This window comes from Paenibacillus xerothermodurans (genome assembly GCF_002220865.2).
In the GTDB taxonomy this organism is placed as follows: Bacteria; Bacillota; Bacilli; order Paenibacillales; family NBRC-103111; genus Paenibacillus_S; species Paenibacillus_S xerothermodurans.
In genome coordinates this window covers 265,206-280,950 of the sequence record NZ_NHRJ02000002.1, presented here as the reverse complement: position 1 = coordinate 280,950, position 15,745 = coordinate 265,206, and the positions used below count along the sequence as shown (strand labels likewise).

15 protein-coding genes are annotated in these 15,745 nt (G+C 50.3%); 9 read left to right on the top strand and 6 right to left on the bottom strand.

Features of this window, described 5'->3' with window-relative positions:
• Window positions 1–114: 114 nt before the first annotated feature.
• From CBW46_RS04930 to CBW46_RS04920, 3 genes are all read left to right on the top strand, one after another.
• Entirely contained in the window at window positions 115–675 is a 561-nt protein-coding gene (locus tag CBW46_RS04930; protein ID WP_089198901.1) for an NUDIX hydrolase, read from the top strand.
• 161 nt (window positions 676–836) lie between these two features.
• Window positions 837–1,844 carry a 2-oxoacid:acceptor oxidoreductase family protein gene (locus tag CBW46_RS04925; RefSeq protein ID WP_089198900.1) on the top strand — a complete coding sequence of 336 codons (1,008 nt, stop codon included), beginning with the start codon at window positions 837–839 and terminating at the stop codon, window positions 1,842–1,844.
• 48 nt (window positions 1,845–1,892) lie between these two features.
• The gene (locus CBW46_RS04920) at window positions 1,893–4,199 is read left to right on the top strand and encodes a thiamine pyrophosphate-dependent enzyme (RefSeq protein WP_089198899.1); all 2,307 of its coding nucleotides are present in this window, start codon (window positions 1,893–1,895) and stop codon (window positions 4,197–4,199) included.
• A 365-nt stretch (window positions 4,200–4,564) separates the two neighbouring features.
• Here the strand turns inward: CBW46_RS04920 and udk are convergent, their stop codons facing one another.
• On the bottom strand, window positions 4,565–5,224 hold the full coding sequence (udk, locus tag CBW46_RS04915; RefSeq protein ID WP_089198898.1) for a uridine kinase: 660 nt from the start codon (window positions 5,222–5,224) through the stop codon (window positions 4,565–4,567).
• Window positions 5,225–5,473: 249 nt separating this feature from the next.
• On the opposite strand from udk, the gene CBW46_RS04910 reads away from it, so the two are divergent.
• From CBW46_RS04910 to CBW46_RS04895, 4 genes are all read left to right on the top strand, one after another.
• Window positions 5,474–5,866, top strand: coding sequence for a hypothetical protein (locus tag CBW46_RS04910; protein ID WP_089198897.1), 393 nt, complete (start codon window positions 5,474–5,476; stop codon window positions 5,864–5,866).
• A gap of 186 nt (window positions 5,867–6,052) precedes the next feature.
• Window positions 6,053–7,336, top strand: coding sequence for an MFS transporter (locus tag CBW46_RS04905; RefSeq protein ID WP_089199332.1), 1,284 nt, complete (start codon window positions 6,053–6,055; stop codon window positions 7,334–7,336).
• A gap of 81 nt (window positions 7,337–7,417) precedes the next feature.
• Window positions 7,418–8,785 (top strand): MATE family efflux transporter, encoded by a 1,368-nt coding sequence (locus tag CBW46_RS04900; RefSeq protein WP_243633175.1) that lies wholly within the window; start codon window positions 7,418–7,420, stop codon window positions 8,783–8,785.
• A 190-nt stretch (window positions 8,786–8,975) separates the two neighbouring features.
• Entirely contained in the window at window positions 8,976–9,758 is a 783-nt protein-coding gene (locus CBW46_RS04895) for a metal-dependent hydrolase (RefSeq protein WP_089198895.1), read from the top strand.
• Window positions 9,759–10,026: 268 nt separating this feature from the next.
• Here CBW46_RS04895 and CBW46_RS04890 read toward each other — a convergent pair whose 3' ends face one another.
• The gene (locus CBW46_RS04890) at window positions 10,027–10,512 is read right to left on the bottom strand and encodes a hypothetical protein (RefSeq protein WP_089198894.1); all 486 of its coding nucleotides are present in this window, start codon (window positions 10,510–10,512) and stop codon (window positions 10,027–10,029) included.
• Between the two features lie 99 nt (window positions 10,513–10,611).
• Window positions 10,612–11,535, bottom strand: coding sequence for a DMT family transporter (locus CBW46_RS04885; protein ID WP_089198893.1), 924 nt, complete (start codon window positions 11,533–11,535; stop codon window positions 10,612–10,614).
• A 241-nt stretch (window positions 11,536–11,776) separates the two neighbouring features.
• On the opposite strand from CBW46_RS04885, the gene CBW46_RS04880 reads away from it, so the two are divergent.
• Window positions 11,777–12,340, top strand: a complete 564-nt coding sequence (locus CBW46_RS04880) for an FAD-dependent oxidoreductase (protein ID WP_089198892.1) — start codon at window positions 11,777–11,779, stop codon at window positions 12,338–12,340.
• A gap of 237 nt (window positions 12,341–12,577) precedes the next feature.
• Here CBW46_RS04880 and CBW46_RS04875 read toward each other — a convergent pair whose 3' ends face one another.
• The 3 genes from CBW46_RS04875 to xerS all read right to left on the bottom strand — a co-directional run bounded on the left by CBW46_RS04875 (window position 12,578) and on the right by xerS (window position 14,797).
• Window positions 12,578–13,045, bottom strand: a complete 468-nt coding sequence (locus tag CBW46_RS04875; protein ID WP_089198891.1) for a type II toxin-antitoxin system VapC family toxin — start codon at window positions 13,043–13,045, stop codon at window positions 12,578–12,580.
• Entirely contained in the window at window positions 13,032–13,361 is a 330-nt protein-coding gene (locus tag CBW46_RS04870) for a hypothetical protein (protein WP_089198890.1), read from the bottom strand. The genes CBW46_RS04875 and CBW46_RS04870 overlap by 14 nt, the downstream gene beginning before the upstream one ends.
• Before the next feature lie 356 nt (window positions 13,362–13,717).
• On the bottom strand, window positions 13,718–14,797 hold the full coding sequence (xerS, locus tag CBW46_RS04865; RefSeq protein WP_089198889.1) for a tyrosine recombinase XerS: 1,080 nt from the start codon (window positions 14,795–14,797) through the stop codon (window positions 13,718–13,720).
• Between the two features lie 628 nt (window positions 14,798–15,425).
• On the opposite strand from xerS, the gene CBW46_RS04860 reads away from it, so the two are divergent.
• On the top strand, window positions 15,426–15,689 hold the full coding sequence (locus tag CBW46_RS04860) for a hypothetical protein (RefSeq protein ID WP_089198888.1): 264 nt from the start codon (window positions 15,426–15,428) through the stop codon (window positions 15,687–15,689).
• Window positions 15,690–15,745 lie beyond the last annotated feature (56 nt).

The following is a 15,745-nucleotide window of genomic DNA, read 5'->3' as shown; positions in this document are numbered from 1 at the left end:
GTCTATACACAAAAACTAGTAGAAACATGCACGGAAACAGGCTATCATAATTTATGTTATCGCTTGCATTGTGACATTGTCAAAGAAAAATATGGGTGAAGGATGGATGAATAGATGTCGGTCAATTTTTGCTCGTCTTGCGGCCATGCTATGGAAAATCGGCTGGTGGACGGCGTGGAACGCCGCGCATGCACAAGCTGCACATGGGTGCACTGGGGGAACTACAGTGTTGGCGTAGGTGCTCTGGTGGTGAAAGATGATAAGGTTCTGCTCGTACGAAGAGCCCAGGAGCCGGGGAAAGGAAACTGGACCAATCCCGGAGGATACATCGAGCAGCTGGAGCCGATTGAACAAACCATAGTACGCGAGGTATTGGAAGAGGCGAACGTGCAAGCCAAGGTGAAGCGGGTTGTCGCCCTGCGCGACCAGCCGCGTGCGATACATAACATCTACATCGCGTTTGAAATGGAATATGTGGACGGAGAACCGCAACCGGATGGTTTTGAGGTGGACGCAGCAGGTTTTTTTTCACTGGAGGAAATGCGTACGATGCAGGTGGCGAACTTTACCCAGTGGCTTGTAAACATCGCTTTGAACGGTAACGGCACAGGCCTGGAGCCGGATTTGGAGCCGATTGTCAATTTGCCCGGCTATGGATTGTTCAAAATTTCGTAACAATTTTTATGCGTGCAACAGGAATTTGTCATTCAATTCAGAATATAAATAGTATTTGAAGAAATAGAATGATTTCGGGCTTCTTCCCTTTGATGCAGGGCATCATGTATGCGCAAGCGGGAGTATCCACGCTGCAGTGTAATCTCGAAAGGAGTCGAGCAATGGTTACGTTACCTAAAACTAACGAACTGGGCTTTTTTGAAATTCGGCTGGAATCCATAGGGGGCCTTGGAGCCAACTTGGCCGGCAAGATGCTGGCGGAAGCAGGAGTAGAGGGCGTCGGTTTGAATGGCGTGAGCTTCTCGTCGTATGGCTCGGAGAAAAAAGGCTCGGCCGTGAAGGCACACATCCGCTTCTGCGATATCGCCACGAATATCCGTGATACCTCTCCGGTCGAGCGGCCACATGTGGTAGGCATCTTCCATGAGGCATTATCCAAAACGGTCAATGTGATCAGCGGAATTTACGAGGACAGTCTGGTACTGGTCAATTCGACCAAATCGCCGGAGGAGTTAAAGCAGAAATTGAACATGAAAGCGGGAACCATTGCCGTCATCGACGCCATCGGCATTGCATTGGAAGAGAAGAACCGCGTGAATATGGCCATGCTTGGCGCATTGTTCCGGCTATGCCCTTTTTTGAACCCGGACACCATGAAGAACGTCATCCGAAAGTCGCTCGAAAAGAAGTATCCACTCGCCGTGCAGCCTGCACTCAACACTTTTGAAAGGGGTTACAATGAAGTGATATTTCAAAGCTTTGAGCTGCCTGCAGGTGACCAGATGCCAAGCTTTATCCGCATGGATACGCCTGTGCTGGGTTTTGCAACCCAACCGATGGGCGGCACAATCACGAATCCCGGCAACAGTATTTTGAAAGATTTAAGTATTTCGCGGGCGGGCATGATGCCTCATTTTGAGGAGGACAAATGTATCCATTGCGCGGCGTGTGATACCGTATGCCCGGATTTCTGCTTCGTCTGGGACGAGCAAGCGGATAAAAAGGGGCGGCCGCAAATGTTTTTGCAGGGAATTGATTACCAGTATTGCAAAGGCTGTCTGAAGTGCGTGCAGGCGTGTCCGACGGAAGCTCTGTCAAGTGAAAGGGAGGCGGACGGCTACGCCGAGGCTCACCGTGTGCCGCATCGTTTTGACTTGTCTGTGCAGTAACCACGCAAGCAAATCTAAGCTCAGGCAAACTGAAAGGTGGAGTTCCAGTTGGCAATCGAGATGAATAAAGAGGTTTCGCAGGGTAAAGTGGAGCAGCGTATTGTTTACGAGTCGGGCAACGAGATGGCGGCATATGCCGCGCACCAAATCAATTATCATATTATGGGTTATTTTCCGATTTCACCGTCGACGGAGGTTGCCCAATTTCTGGACTTGATGAAAGCTAACGGTCAGCATGACATTACACTGATTCCGGCGGACGGCGAACATGGATCTGCAGGCGTGTGCTACGGCGCTTCTACAGCAGGCGGGCGTGTGTTCAACGCGACCAGCGCCAACGGATATTTATACATGCTCGAACAAATGCCGGTACAATCCGGTACCCGCTTTCCTATGGTAATGAATCTGGTCTGCCGTTCCGTCTCCGGCCCTTTGGATATTCACGGCGACCATTCCGATCTCTATTACGCGCTCAACACCGGCTGGCCGATTCTAATGTGCCGCGACCCGCAGGCGGTCTATGATATGAACTTGATGGCGTTAAAGCTTGCGGAAGATCCGGAGGTTCGTTTACCGGTGTTGGTGGCGTCGGACGGCTATTTCACCTCCCACCAAAAGCGCCGCGTGCAAACCTTCGCCAAACGGGAAGATGTTCATGCATTCGTAGGTGCACAGCCCCCGGCAGGCTTCCCCGATACGCTGGACCGGAACAATCCGATCACGGTAGGGCCGTACATGAATGAACCGGACTACATCAATAACTGTTACCAGCAGTCTGCCGCTATGTATAGCGCGGAGCGTGTGTATGATCGGATTCGCCAAGAATATGCCGAACTCACCGGCCGGGATTACCCCATTCTTGACCTGTACCGGATGGACGATGCCGACGTAGCAGTGTTCTTGCTGAACTCGGCATCGGAAATTATCAAGGACGTGGTCGATCAACTGCGCGAAAAGGGAATTAAAGCGGGTTCGATCGCACCCAACATGATTCGTCCTTTCCCGCAAAAGGCGATCGCCGACGCATTGAAAAACGTGAAGGCCCTGACCGTGGGCGACCGCGCGGATTCATACGGCGGCCATGGCGGCAATATGGTGAACGAGATCAAAGCTGCGCTGTTCACCCACGGTAATACCAACACAATGGTGATCAGCCGTATTTACGGTCTCGGGGGCAAAGATTTTTATGCGGAAGACGGTCACAATCTATTCCAATTCGCACTAGATGCGGTCGCTAAAGGCGGAGTCGACGTTCCGTTTGACTATTACGGGCACACTGCGGGTGATCCGGCGAAGGCGCCGAAGCGGGTGCTCAATCCGATGAAATACGAGGATTTGAAAAGCGGCTTGATCACGGTGAAGCAGGATGAGACAACAGGCAAGCTCAATGTCCGAATTCCGCCGCTGCGGGCGTTAACGAAAAAGCCGAAGCGGATCGCACCGGGCCACGGCGCTTGTCCGGGCTGCGGTATTTTCTCCGGCCTGGAGCTCTTTTTCAAGGGAATCGAAGGGGATATCGTCGCATTGTTCCATACCGGCTGCGCCATGGTCGTCACGACCGGCTATCCTTATTCCGCGCATAAGGCGACGTATATTCACAATCTGTTCCAGAACGGCGCGGCTACACTGTCAGGCGTTGTGGAAATGTTCTGGGAACGCAAGCGCAGAGGCGAACTGGCTCACTTGAATTTGCCGGACGATTTTACGTTCGTCATGATTACCGGGGACGGTGGGATGGATATTGGCATGGGTCCGGCAATCGGAGCTGCACTGCGTAATCACAAGATGATCATTCTGGAGTATGATAACGAGGGCTACATGAATACAGGCGCGCAGTTGTCCTATTCTACCCCGATGGGACACAGAACCTCCACGTCTAACGTAGGCACGAAACAGGGAGGTAAAGTGTTTCATCATAAGGATACCGCACAAATCATGGCCGCAACCCATATTCCATACGTGTTTACCGGTTCTGAAGCGTTTCCCCAGGACTTGGTGCGAAAGGCGGCGAAAGCGCAGTGGTTTGCGCAAAACGAAGGGTTAGTCTACGGCAAAATTCTTATAGCATGCCCGCTGAATTGGTTGTCCGAAGATCAGCAGGGCTCTAATATCGTGGGCGCCGCGGTGGACTCCTGTTTCTTCCCGCTATATGAAGTGGAGCACGGGGTGACTACCATCACCTACAATCCGGAAGACAAGAGCAAGAAAATCCCTCTGTCCGACTGGTTGAAGACGATGGGCAAAACGAAGCACATGACCAAGCCGGGATATGAAGAGTCGTACAAAATGTTTGAAGCGGAAGTGGAGCGCCGCTGGAACATGCTGAAGGCAAAGCACGAGAGCCCTTATCTCTGATATAAAGGCCACGCCAGGCGGGGGCCATGCCGGGGTGACGGATTTGTTCACTTCTCAAGGTAACAGCAGTGCTGCCAGATAACAGAAAGGCACCATCTCCACAGGGAGATCGTGCCTTTTACTTTGTGATATAGGAGAGGAACGCATGCCATTTGTTTTGAAGCATCGCACCACATCGCAAATATACACCTGCACATTGGTGAACAGTTATCGTTTACCCTATTATGGAACGAAATACTGGGATCACGAAGAAGACGCGGCCGCGGAAAAAACGGCTTTTCTGCAGTCACAATCGGTCGGCTCTCCCGAGGAATGGAGCTTGTTCGAGCTCTCAGACAATCAGCTGAAGCTGTGCAATGTCAAACTCAAGAACGACTCGCGTCTACTGCTGCGCTGGGAGCAGGAGAATCAGAGGCCGGGTGTAAGTGCTTCTCCGTCAGGATCGTAAGCAGCTGAATTCCGACTTCGTTATGTCCGCCTTCCGGTATGATGATATCGGCATACTTTTTGGACGGCTCGATGAACGCTTCATGCATTGGCTTGACTGTAGATAAATACTGATCGTATACAGATTGGATGGAGCGGCCTCGATCCTGAATATCCCGCAGTACACGCCGTAAAATGCGGACATCCGGATCGGTGTCCACAAATACTTTTATATCGAGCACACCACGAATCTGCTCGTCCGACAGCACGTGTAAGCCTTCCAGTATGACAATGCGTGTTGGTCGCAGCTCTATCGTTTTTGCGGAACGGGAATGGGTCGCGAAATCGTACACCGGCGACTGCACACTGTGATGATTTTTTAGCTGGATTAGATGCTGCAGCAGCAATTCGTTGTCGAATGCGAGTGGGTGGTCATAGTTGATCTTCTCCCGCTGGCTCAGCTCCATTTGGTTATGATCTTTATAATAGTTGTCTTGGGAAATGAAAGTCACTTGGCTGCTTCCGAGCTGTTCGATCACCGAACGCGCTACCGTTGTTTTGCCAGATCCAGTGCCTCCTGCGATACCGATGATAAGCATACCGATATTAGAACCTCCTGCTCAAACTTTTGTAAAATCGTATTGTAGCATAAACGGCGAACCAACACGAGGAGCAACCGGCAAAACGTTCTTCACGTCTCCCGCGACCGGGCTGAATGTAGTTCGTCCGACGGCTGCGGCGTGATTGGGGCTTTTCTTGTATGTACCATAGTTTCCGGCCGCGGTTTATGGTATGCTCTGTGACAAGCAGCGCGATCCCACAGCTGTGTGTGAAAAGGAGGAGCCACCGTGAATGAAAATTTCATTTCAATCAAAGCGATTGACGGAGATCTGAAAATTTCCCACAAGAAAAGGGATTTCGGTATCACCGTATCGACCAAGGAGCTCATTTACCAAAAGCCTCATGCCAACTATCATATTAAGCTGGAAGATATCTTGAGTATTGTGCCGTTTGATACCGCTGGCGTCAAGGCCGTGACGTTCCATAACCGCCGTGCTTCCGGCGAGGAAATTATAAATATGTCCGCGGGGATTCCACATTACCGTGTTTATGCGCGACAAGCCGTGCTGCATAACCGCAGCGGCCTGTTTCCTATGGGCGGCACACAGCTTATCTTGCCCATTCTAAAGGATTTACTGCTGGCCATTTCCAAATACGGCGGATTAAATGCGGTGACCTGAGGACCACGAATAACGATCGACTCATTTCATGCAAACATTCATGCAAATGGGTCTTTTTTTGCGGCGGATATGGTACTCTTGGTTCATGTGTAAAAAATTTCATAAAATGACGTCAAAGGAGGCATTGAAGTGTCAGTTGAAACGGCAAAGGCGGTAACAGTAACCGCTAAAAGCAAGCTGCCCGTTATGGTCAGTATCGTCTTAGCCATGCTGGTCGCGTCGATGGACACTACCATTGCCAATACGACCATGCCCGTCATTGCGCAGGAGCTTGGCAATTTTGAGCTGTACGCCTGGAGCTTCGCGTCGTATATGGTTATGTCGACAGTCGTGTCTCCGGTGGCTGGACGCATATCGGACATTTATGGGCGTAAAAAGATATTTGCGATCGGCATTATTTTGTTCCTGTTTGGCTCATTGTTGTGCGGCTTCGCGAATTCGATGCTCCAGCTTGTTATTTACCGGGCGGTACAAGGAATTGGAGCCGGGGTTATGATGCCATTTCCTGCGATTATCGCCGGGGATCTGTTTTCTGTGGAGAAAAGAGGCAAAATTCAGGCTTTTTTTACCGCTATGTGGGGGTTGTCCGCTATACTGGCGCCTATGCTGGGCGCGCTGTTCGTGGAGTACGCTAGCTGGCGGTGGATTTTTTTCATTAACATTCCCATTTGCATCGTTTCAGTGGTGCTCCTTGCCGCGTACCAGGAAGCGTATGAGCCGAAAAAAGCTAAGGTAGATATATTCGGGGCGCTAATTTTCGCCTTGGGAGTAGGGTTGCTGCTTCTTACTGCCGTTGTTCAACAGTATGCTGTATGGTACGGGGCAGCCGGGGCAGTCGCTCTCTGCGTTTTCTATGTGTTTGAAAAGCGGCATGTTTCACCGATTGTGCCGTTGTCACTGTTCCGTAACCCTCCGATTGCCTGGATGATTGTCAATTCGTTTCTCGCGTGTCTGTCTCTCTTCGGTGTATCCAGCTATATTCCAATGTTTTTGCAAAAAGAGGGCTATTCGTTAATTGCGAGCGGTGTGGCGCTGCTTGGCATGTCGTTCGGCTGGATGGCCGTGGCTGTGCCGGCGGGCAAATGGATTATGCGATGGGGATACTCCAAATTACTCATTACCGCAAATATTATTCTGGTTGCTTCCGGCATGATGCTGCTTGCGCTAAAACAGGGCACCGGCTTCACGTATATTTTCGCCGCAATGATCGCACAAGGCTTAGCTTTTGGGTTGATATCAACTGTATCCACGATCGGCTCGCAGCAGCTGGTCCAGCCGCATGAGAAAGGGATTTCCACTTCACTGCAGCTGTTCTCCAGAAATATCGGAACGGCCGTCGGAGTAACTATTATGGGTGCGATTCTAACAAAAACAAGTGATTTCTACGTCGGCTTTCACTCCTTATTTTTATACGGATGCATAGTCAGTTTGTTCGCTTTCGCTTCTTCATTTATGATACGGCGGGTGTAATGTTTTGCGGTTCATTTCATTGAGATGAGAAGGGCGGCCTGCCTTTCACTTTCCAAGGGAGAGATGAGGATGGCTCACCACATGAGCACCGCACTGACGGAAGGCCCCATCGGCAAACGGTTAATATGGTTCGCCCTGCCGGTGTTGATGGGCAACGTGCTGCAGTCGCTGAACGGTACTATTAACGCCATTTGGGTAGGCAACTACCTGGGTGAGAGCGCTTTCGCAGCCACATCGAATGCGAATAACATCATGTTCTTCCTGCTTAGTCTCGTCTTTGGCCTCGGTATGGCGGCGACCATACTGATAGCGCAGAGCGTGGGCGCAAAAGATGAACGGCAGACGAAGAGGGTGGTTGGGACCAGCGCTTTGTTCTTCATAGGGATTGCTATAGTGATTACGGTGCTCGGGTTATTTTTGTCGCCCTACATTTTGCAGGGCATGCATACACCTCCCGATTCGCTGGGCTACGCAACATCGTATTTACGTATAATTTTTATCGGTTTGCCGTTCATGTACGGCTATAACGTTCTGATGATGGTTATGCGCGGGGCGGGAGATGCAAAAACCCCTTTTTACTTTCTGCTAATTTCGACGGCGCTTGATATCGCTTTGAATCCGCTGCTCATCTTCGGGCTCGGGCCGGTGCCGGCTTTCGGTATTGCCGGGTCCGCTATGGCTATGGTAATTGCCCAGTTCGTCAGCCTAAGCTGCCTGATCGCGTATTTGTACATGAGAAAGCATTTCCTCCGGCTCACCCGGGCTGAACTGCACTACGTGCGGTTCGATCCTCAAATCATTGGCGCGCTGGTGAAAAAGGGACTGCCCATGGGAGTGCAGATGTTAATTGTGTCAACTAGTGCTTTGGCTATCATTAATCTGGTTAACAGCTTCGGCTCCGTCGCCACTGCCGCTTTTGGAGCGGCGATGCAGCTGTCAAGCTACATTCAAATGCCGGCGATGGCCATCGGAGGCGCGGTATCCACGGTTGCGGCGCAAAACGTGGGGGCCGGAAACTGGGACCGTGTGCACAAAACAACTATTATTGGTATTATGATCAATTTCATCATGACGGGGTTGCTGGTAGGGTTGATCTATTTGTTCAACCGGGAAGCGCTGAGTCTATTCCTGCAGGAGCAGGAGGCGATTGAAATCGGGATGCGGATCAACTCGATCACCTTGTGGGCGTTTATCCTGTTCGGCGTGACATTCGTGGTGTCGGGCGTTGTTCGGGCGACCGGCGCGGTGATGGTACCGCTATTGACAACCTTTTTGGCGCTCTGGTGCGTGCGGATTCCGCTGTCTTATTACCTTGGAGCGGAATACGGCTTGGACGCCATCTGGTGGAGTTTTCCGATAGGTTTTAGCATCGGGATCGTGTTGTCGATCTGCTATTACGTTTGGGGGAACTGGCGGGAGGCGAAGATGATGGAGAGCAAGAGCGCTTGAAATACGGAGCCGTCGTATCAGAGAAACCGTCTCGTTGGAGGCGGTTTTTTGTTGCTGCGGTCCTGTGTGCGCTGGATTCACCTCAGCATAAGAATATATGTTCGCCTAAAGGTGGAAAATGTGGTATGATATTTATTAAAAGGGATTGTGCTCCGTGCCCTAACTCATCGGAAAGGATGTACATTGACGCATGATGGGAAGAACGCACTTGATCGTGAGTTCGGGTATGACCCTGTCTATCCTTAGTCTCACGGGGCAGGGCATCACCCTGCCTTCTGCAGCCGTAGCCATAATCAGCTCCCTGCTGCCCGACATTGACGAACCGAACAGTTTGCTGCTGCAGAAGACCATGCCAAAAGGGCTGTTGAGCAAACTCAAGCTGCTTTTGGTGGCGTTCGGCGTCGGCTTTTTGGCTTATTCCTATTATCGGTCATTTTACACCCCGTACAGCTACGGCCTTGGTGTAATGATGATCGCTGTATGTATAGTGCACCAACGGTTGTTCCGACAGCTGCTAATGGCATCCATAGGCGGGCTGCTGCTTTACATAGGCTTCGCCCTCAGTCCGTGGTGGTTAACGATAGGAGCGCTGCTGATGGTATGCGCTGTGCTGCCGCACCGGGGATTAACCCATTCGATGTATGGGGTGTTGATTTGGGGCGGGTTGCTGTATGTGGCGTCCGGCCGGCTCGGCCATTCGTTCTGGGCATCCGGCGTGATCTCATATTCGCTGCACCTACTGTGCGATGTTCTGACAAAACAAGGGATTCAACCATTGCCTCCGTTGAAATGGAAGTGGCGTGTACCGTTGATGAGCACCGGTAAGTTTAGCGGGTTTTTGGTTGAGAGCATATGCATCAGCTTGACTTTCTTTCTCATGTGGACCGCGTTTGTCTCGCCCGCGGGTGCAGAGGCTCTATCACTGCTTGAGGGTTTCCGGGAAAGAGTGAATGCGGTATGGGCCAGAATATAAAGACGTGAGGGAAACGCATCACTCTTTGCATGGTAACTCGTTCGTGGCGGCCAGGATGTGTGAAAGCGAATCAATGTACGTGCCCGAACGACGTGTGTGGTGTCTGCTATTTCCCGCCGATGCTACATTTCCCGGGCAACCGCAAGAGTCGATAGGAACGGAATTGTTTCGACATACGAAACTGAAGTGTGGCGTACACACCATGGGAGAGACGTTGTACGGTGTCGAACACTCGGGCTTTTTACAGGACACCCCGGGCTAGCGCTCGTTAAGAACCGACATCAGTTACCATGGTTTGAATTTTTTGCAGTCGTAGATATTCATTTTTCTCCAGACCCGGGCGAAAATAACTGTACAAATAGGCCGCCTCACCAAAGGAAAGACCGGGATGGCACACTACTTCGTGGATCGTGTACGGGTTATCGAGTATCACCTGCCACTCGCCGTCCCGATTCTCTTTTGAAATCGTGCGCATTATGCGGGACTTTATCGCTAGCATCTGTTCCAATTCTGTCCAGATGTGCAGCCATGAAGGGCTGAATGCACCGGGGTCCGGAAACAGCCGTCTGGCCGTGGCTAACTGCCGCTGCAGCTGTTCCACCTCGTCATCTTGCATTTCTTTCAGGGATCGCTTGCATCCCTCGAGCAGTAGATGAAAAGCCGAGTATCCGCCGGCGCGTACGTCGTTTTGCAGCTCCACCAGCTCCTGCTCGGATTCCGCTTGTGCTAATCGTACCCATGGGTTGTTAACCATTGATTCTATCATCCCTTATCAAAGAGTAAAAAAGCTCGGGCTTGTGTTGTATTAGCATATTTGTTAGAACGAAAAAAATAGCAGCCTATGGCGGCAGTGTTAGTCCATGACTCGAGTGGTGCTGGGGTTCGGTGCCGCTTTTAACGCCCGGTTGCTGGCATACACGCCAGCGAGAACTAGCGCGGCTCCGAGCAGGTGGTATAGATGTATTCGCTCACCGGTGAACGTTAGCGCGAAAATGGCGCTGAACAAAGCAATTAGGTTCAGGAAGCCGGCGCAGCGAGACGGTCCGATCATGGCGATCGCCTGGTTCCACGCGGTAAAGGCAACAAGTGAGGCGAGTACACCGATGAACAGTAAGCCCGAGATGAGCCCCACGGAGAAATGCAGTTCCGGTTGACGTACTACAGTCTCAATAACTGCTGCGGGCAGCAGAACAATCACGGCCACCACAATCTGCCAAAAAAACAATGCATTCGCTGAGAATTTACCGGCGGCTTTCTTCATACCGACCGAATAAAATGACCAGCAGATCACGGCAGCCACCATCCATAAATCACCTGCGTTGAACGTTAAGTTGGTAAAAGCCTGCCAGCTTCCCCGGCTGATAATCCATAGCACACCCACTATTGATAACAGGATAGGAGGAATTACAGTCGCGCTCACCCTTTCGCGCAGCACCGCCATTGAGATAAGAATGATTAAAGCGGGTGTTGCGGCATTCATCAGTGAAGCATTGATCGATCCTGTGTACTGCACCGCTACATATGTAAGTGTGTTGAACCCAGCCACACCGGTCAGCCCTAAAAATAACACCGTTTTCCAATGAGCAGTCATGATCTTACGCTGTGACCACATCGCGCGACCCCAGAAAGGCACCAACGCCAACAGAGCGATGCACCAGCGTATAGTGGCTAATAGAATGGGAGGCACTTCAGTGACGAGTACTTTTCCCACCACGAAATTACCGCCCCAGAGACAGGTAGCAGTGACTAGTAAAACATACGGGGATCGCAAATTCATAGGTAAAATTCTCCTTATCTGGTGCTTAATCTTCTCAGTGTACATGGCAGTACAGCACGAAATCAAGATATGTTTTACTTTACATGTTAAAATTTTAATGTGTATAAATAGATACAATGCTAACGAATTGGAAGTCATTTAGCACTCAGGCTTTGACTTTAAATCTGTGCATGTGTACCATTTAAGGTAGCTAGTTTATTCCAACTTCCACATATTCAGAATATGAGAGGAGATGTTATGTATGTATGAAATCGTTATCATCGGGGCTGGTCCGGCAGGGGCGAGTGCAGCGTTATTTTTGGCGAAAGCGGGCAAGAAGACATTGGTAATCGACAGTGATCAAAGCATGACCCGACGAGCATGGATGGAGAATCATTACGGGGTCGCAGAAATATCAGGTCCTGATCTATTGGAAACGGGGCGCAAGCAGGCTGCAAAATTTGGCGCTGAGTTCGTCCAGGGAAAGGCGACGCAAATCTCACGCACCGCACAAGGCTTCACCGTATCCACCGAAGCAGGCAGCTATGAAGGGAAATATATCATCCTTGCAACCGGTGTTTTAACTGATCTGGCGGAGTCTATTGGAGTGGCGACAAAGCCGGGGACCGAGCCGAGGATCAAAACAATTTATGACGTTAATGCTGAAGGCAAAACTTCCGTAGATGGCATTTGGGCAGCAGGCACAGCGGCGGGAGTGAGTGTGCACACAATCATCACTGCGGGTGACGGTGCCAAGGTTGCGGTTAACGTAATCAGTCAATTGAATGGTGAGCGATACGTAGATCACGATGTTTTGAAGTCCTAATCCGCTTACTTAGAGTTTTCTGGAGAAGTCTTTCCTGTGAGCAGGGTGTTGTTTATCGATATGACAGATGCGAAAGAATAATCCTGGAGTAAAAAAATCGGAGCCGCTGAGCGGCTCACTTTTTGCCTGTAGTGTGGTGCCCTATTAGCGCACCAACCGGTAAAACAACCAGCACTAATGGTACCGATGAAAAAAGCAACATCTGCTCCTTTGATTATTAACGTGCTAAATAGTCGACTAGACTATGCTCGGCATGACCTTGATACCTGCGTCCAGTTTGGAGAGGAAAATGAAGCTGGGATTAAACGTGAAGATTCGTTTGATCCGGTGTGTGATGAGAACCACTGCAGTCAATGCCTCACTGAGCGATAAGCGAAGGTCGGGGCAGTCGGTGAGCAAGCGACGTGACTCCTGTTCATATTCAGGGCAACCGGAAATGATGGTCAGCGTATTTTTGGCTAACGCTTTCTCGAGTGTGTCCAGAAAGAATTGTGCGTGCTCATAGCCACATTGATTTTTCAACCATTGATGGGCATCCACTAAAACATAATTGGTGGTAATTAGCGGTCTTTCCAGATCATCTAAATCCAAAAATAATGAGCGGGCCTTCGCGTAATACGGGTCCGTGGGGTCCATAAATGACGCGAACGCGGTTTCGTCGACGAATACGGCTTGTTCATACTTCAATTGTTCAAGATTGTTCATATTGGGTCTCTCCAAACGGTTTGAGTTCTCGCTGCGTCAGCGCATCCAACAAGAATAAGGGATTACGATCCATTTGCTCGCGGGATATCATCGTAGGAAGCTCATTGTTCTTCTTCAGCCAATGTTGTTCCAAAATTTCATTCACAATGTGGTTGACCGTCGTTTGCCGTTCTTCCGCTGCCAGGCGGCATTTGTCAAGTATGGCAGGGTCAAGTTCGATGCTGTGGCTGGTTTCCTCCGAGCCGGAAATGAGCTGACTCGCCATCTGCTTCCAGCGCTCCAGCTTATTTTGCAGGTTTACTTTGGTAATGCTCATTTGTTGCACCTCCATCACGAAAAACCATGATACAAGAAAAATGAATGATCCGTTACAATATTCGTGTATTTTCGGCATTTTCAGGGGTTCTACGCCAAAATTCAGCCCGTCTCGTACGCCCTTTGGCGACGCAGGTGTCTTAGCCACATGCGCTATTGCCGGCCAAGCGCTGCTCACGCGATCTATTAGCGCGGGTCGGCGGCGTGCAACGAAAAACTGCGAGCACGGCGTCTGCCTGCACTCGCAGATTGATAAAGGTTGCCGCTCACGCGCTGCTCTCCACGCCTCCATAGCGCGGGTCGGCACCGTGCGATGAAACGCTGCGCATGGCGTCTGACTGCACCCACAGTTCATAATCACTTTTTCCGCTTATCAATTGCTTCAGCCATTGTTTTGTCGGTCAAATGGGCATATATCTGTGTTGTTTCCGGTGAGGCGTGGCCAAGCTGCTCTTGTGTTTTGTACAAATCGTTGCGCATATAATAATCGGTCGCAAACGAATGCCGCAGCTTATGTACGGACAAGTAAGGTTTGCCGAATCGCTTTGCGTACTTGATGACCATCTCCTGGATCGCCCGCTTTGTCATGCGCTCACCTTCTTGTTTTCCGTTGGCGATGGCGAGAAAGAGTGCTTTCTCCTTTTTCGGCGCCTTATATTGCACGCTGCGCAGTTCCAGGTATCTGGTTAAATCCCTCACAGCTTCCTGTCGAAAGTATACCGGTGTTTTGAATGACTCGTCATTTTTACCCTTCCGATAAACGTGGGCGAGATGCTTTTTCATGTCAAGGTCGTCTATATTAAGATTTACAACTTCTGAGACGCGCAGGCCCGAATTCAGAATCAGGCTAACAATACAGCAATCCCGGATTCTATTTTTATGGTACGAATACAGCGCCTGCTTGTTATTTGATACATCCGCACCGTAGCCTATGCGAACATATTGCAAAAATTCACGGATTTCGTTGTCCTGCAGCAGCTTTCCTTCCAGCTTCGCCGCGGTGTCCTTTGGTTTATAAACGCGCTTGATTTCAACCTTGGCCATCACGTTGCGCTTCAGCAAGGGGTAGAAGTTCTCATCCTCAGCAATTTGGCTAAGATAATGGAACAGCGAACGGAGGGAAGACAGTTTGCGGGCAACGGTAGTTTTACTGTTTGCATTTGTTTTACGGGTCAACAGAAACATACGAAAGTTATCTATGCTCTCCATATGCAGCTTCTCCAAGGCTTCAATCGGTATTTCCTTCAAGGAGTCTGCTTGAGCGAGCCCTTCGGCCAACAGCCACGAGAAAAACATCTCGTAATCGCGCAAATATTCCAACAAAGAGGAAGGAGACAAGTCGGGCAGTTTATAATTGATGAATTTTTCAACGTACCATGGCATCAACGGAAGTTTTTTGTCCAGTTCTTGGCGGTCTTTCACTTTTAATACGTTCACAGCTTCAGCACCTCGGGTGAAATGATTGCGACAATAAGCGCACAGTTTTATTATAAAGCAGGGGCCACTGGATGGAAAGTTGTGCTACTCTGCATGGAGCTTGGCCAATGTGATGTGGTGCAGTGCACGAGAAGGCATCTGGTAGGATGCCGTTTGCGGCGGGTGGACGGACACACACTTGGATGCCGATGTCGCGAGGTGGAGATGGAGAGAGAATAGCCGGATGACGATACGGTTACGTGGAGCCACGGCCATACAGCTGGATGCCGGACGAGGAGATGGAGAGAGAAAGCAGCCAGCCGGATGACGATATGGTTACGTGCAGCCACAGCCATACAGTTGGCTGCCGAGGTGGAGTGAGAGAGAGAAGAATAGCCGGATGACGATACGGTTACGTGAGCCACAGCTATACAGCCGACGCCGGCGATGCTTACGGGTGGTATGGTTGCAGAAATTATGTGTGTGGGCAAAATATGGATGAGCGTAGGCACCAGTCACATGCGTCGGAGGGATTACAGTTCCGGTCAGGACGACATAGACAATGCTCGGATGACGCAGACTAAGCGTGGAGATTGTGAGCTTGCTTGGCGGTCACGCATGTATTTAGCAGAAAGGATGTGTTAGGGAAATGATCTCAGTATTGAATGCAGGTATGGAGCACAGCAAAGAGGATGGTTACATAGGACGAGTGGAGTTTACGGTGGAGAATCACAAGCAGCCATACGAAATCACTTTATACAGTAAAAATGGAAACAATTGGTCATACAGCCTGAATTTTTTAAACGAGTCCGGCGGCGAGGAAGAGATTGATCAAGTCGAAGAAATACTGGAGGAAGACGACGAACAGTATGAGAAGATAATCAGCGCTGCAAAAAGCCAATTAAGGACCTAACACTGCGAGTGAGAAAATGAAAATGAATGAAAACGATTACTTGTACTGTTCATGCG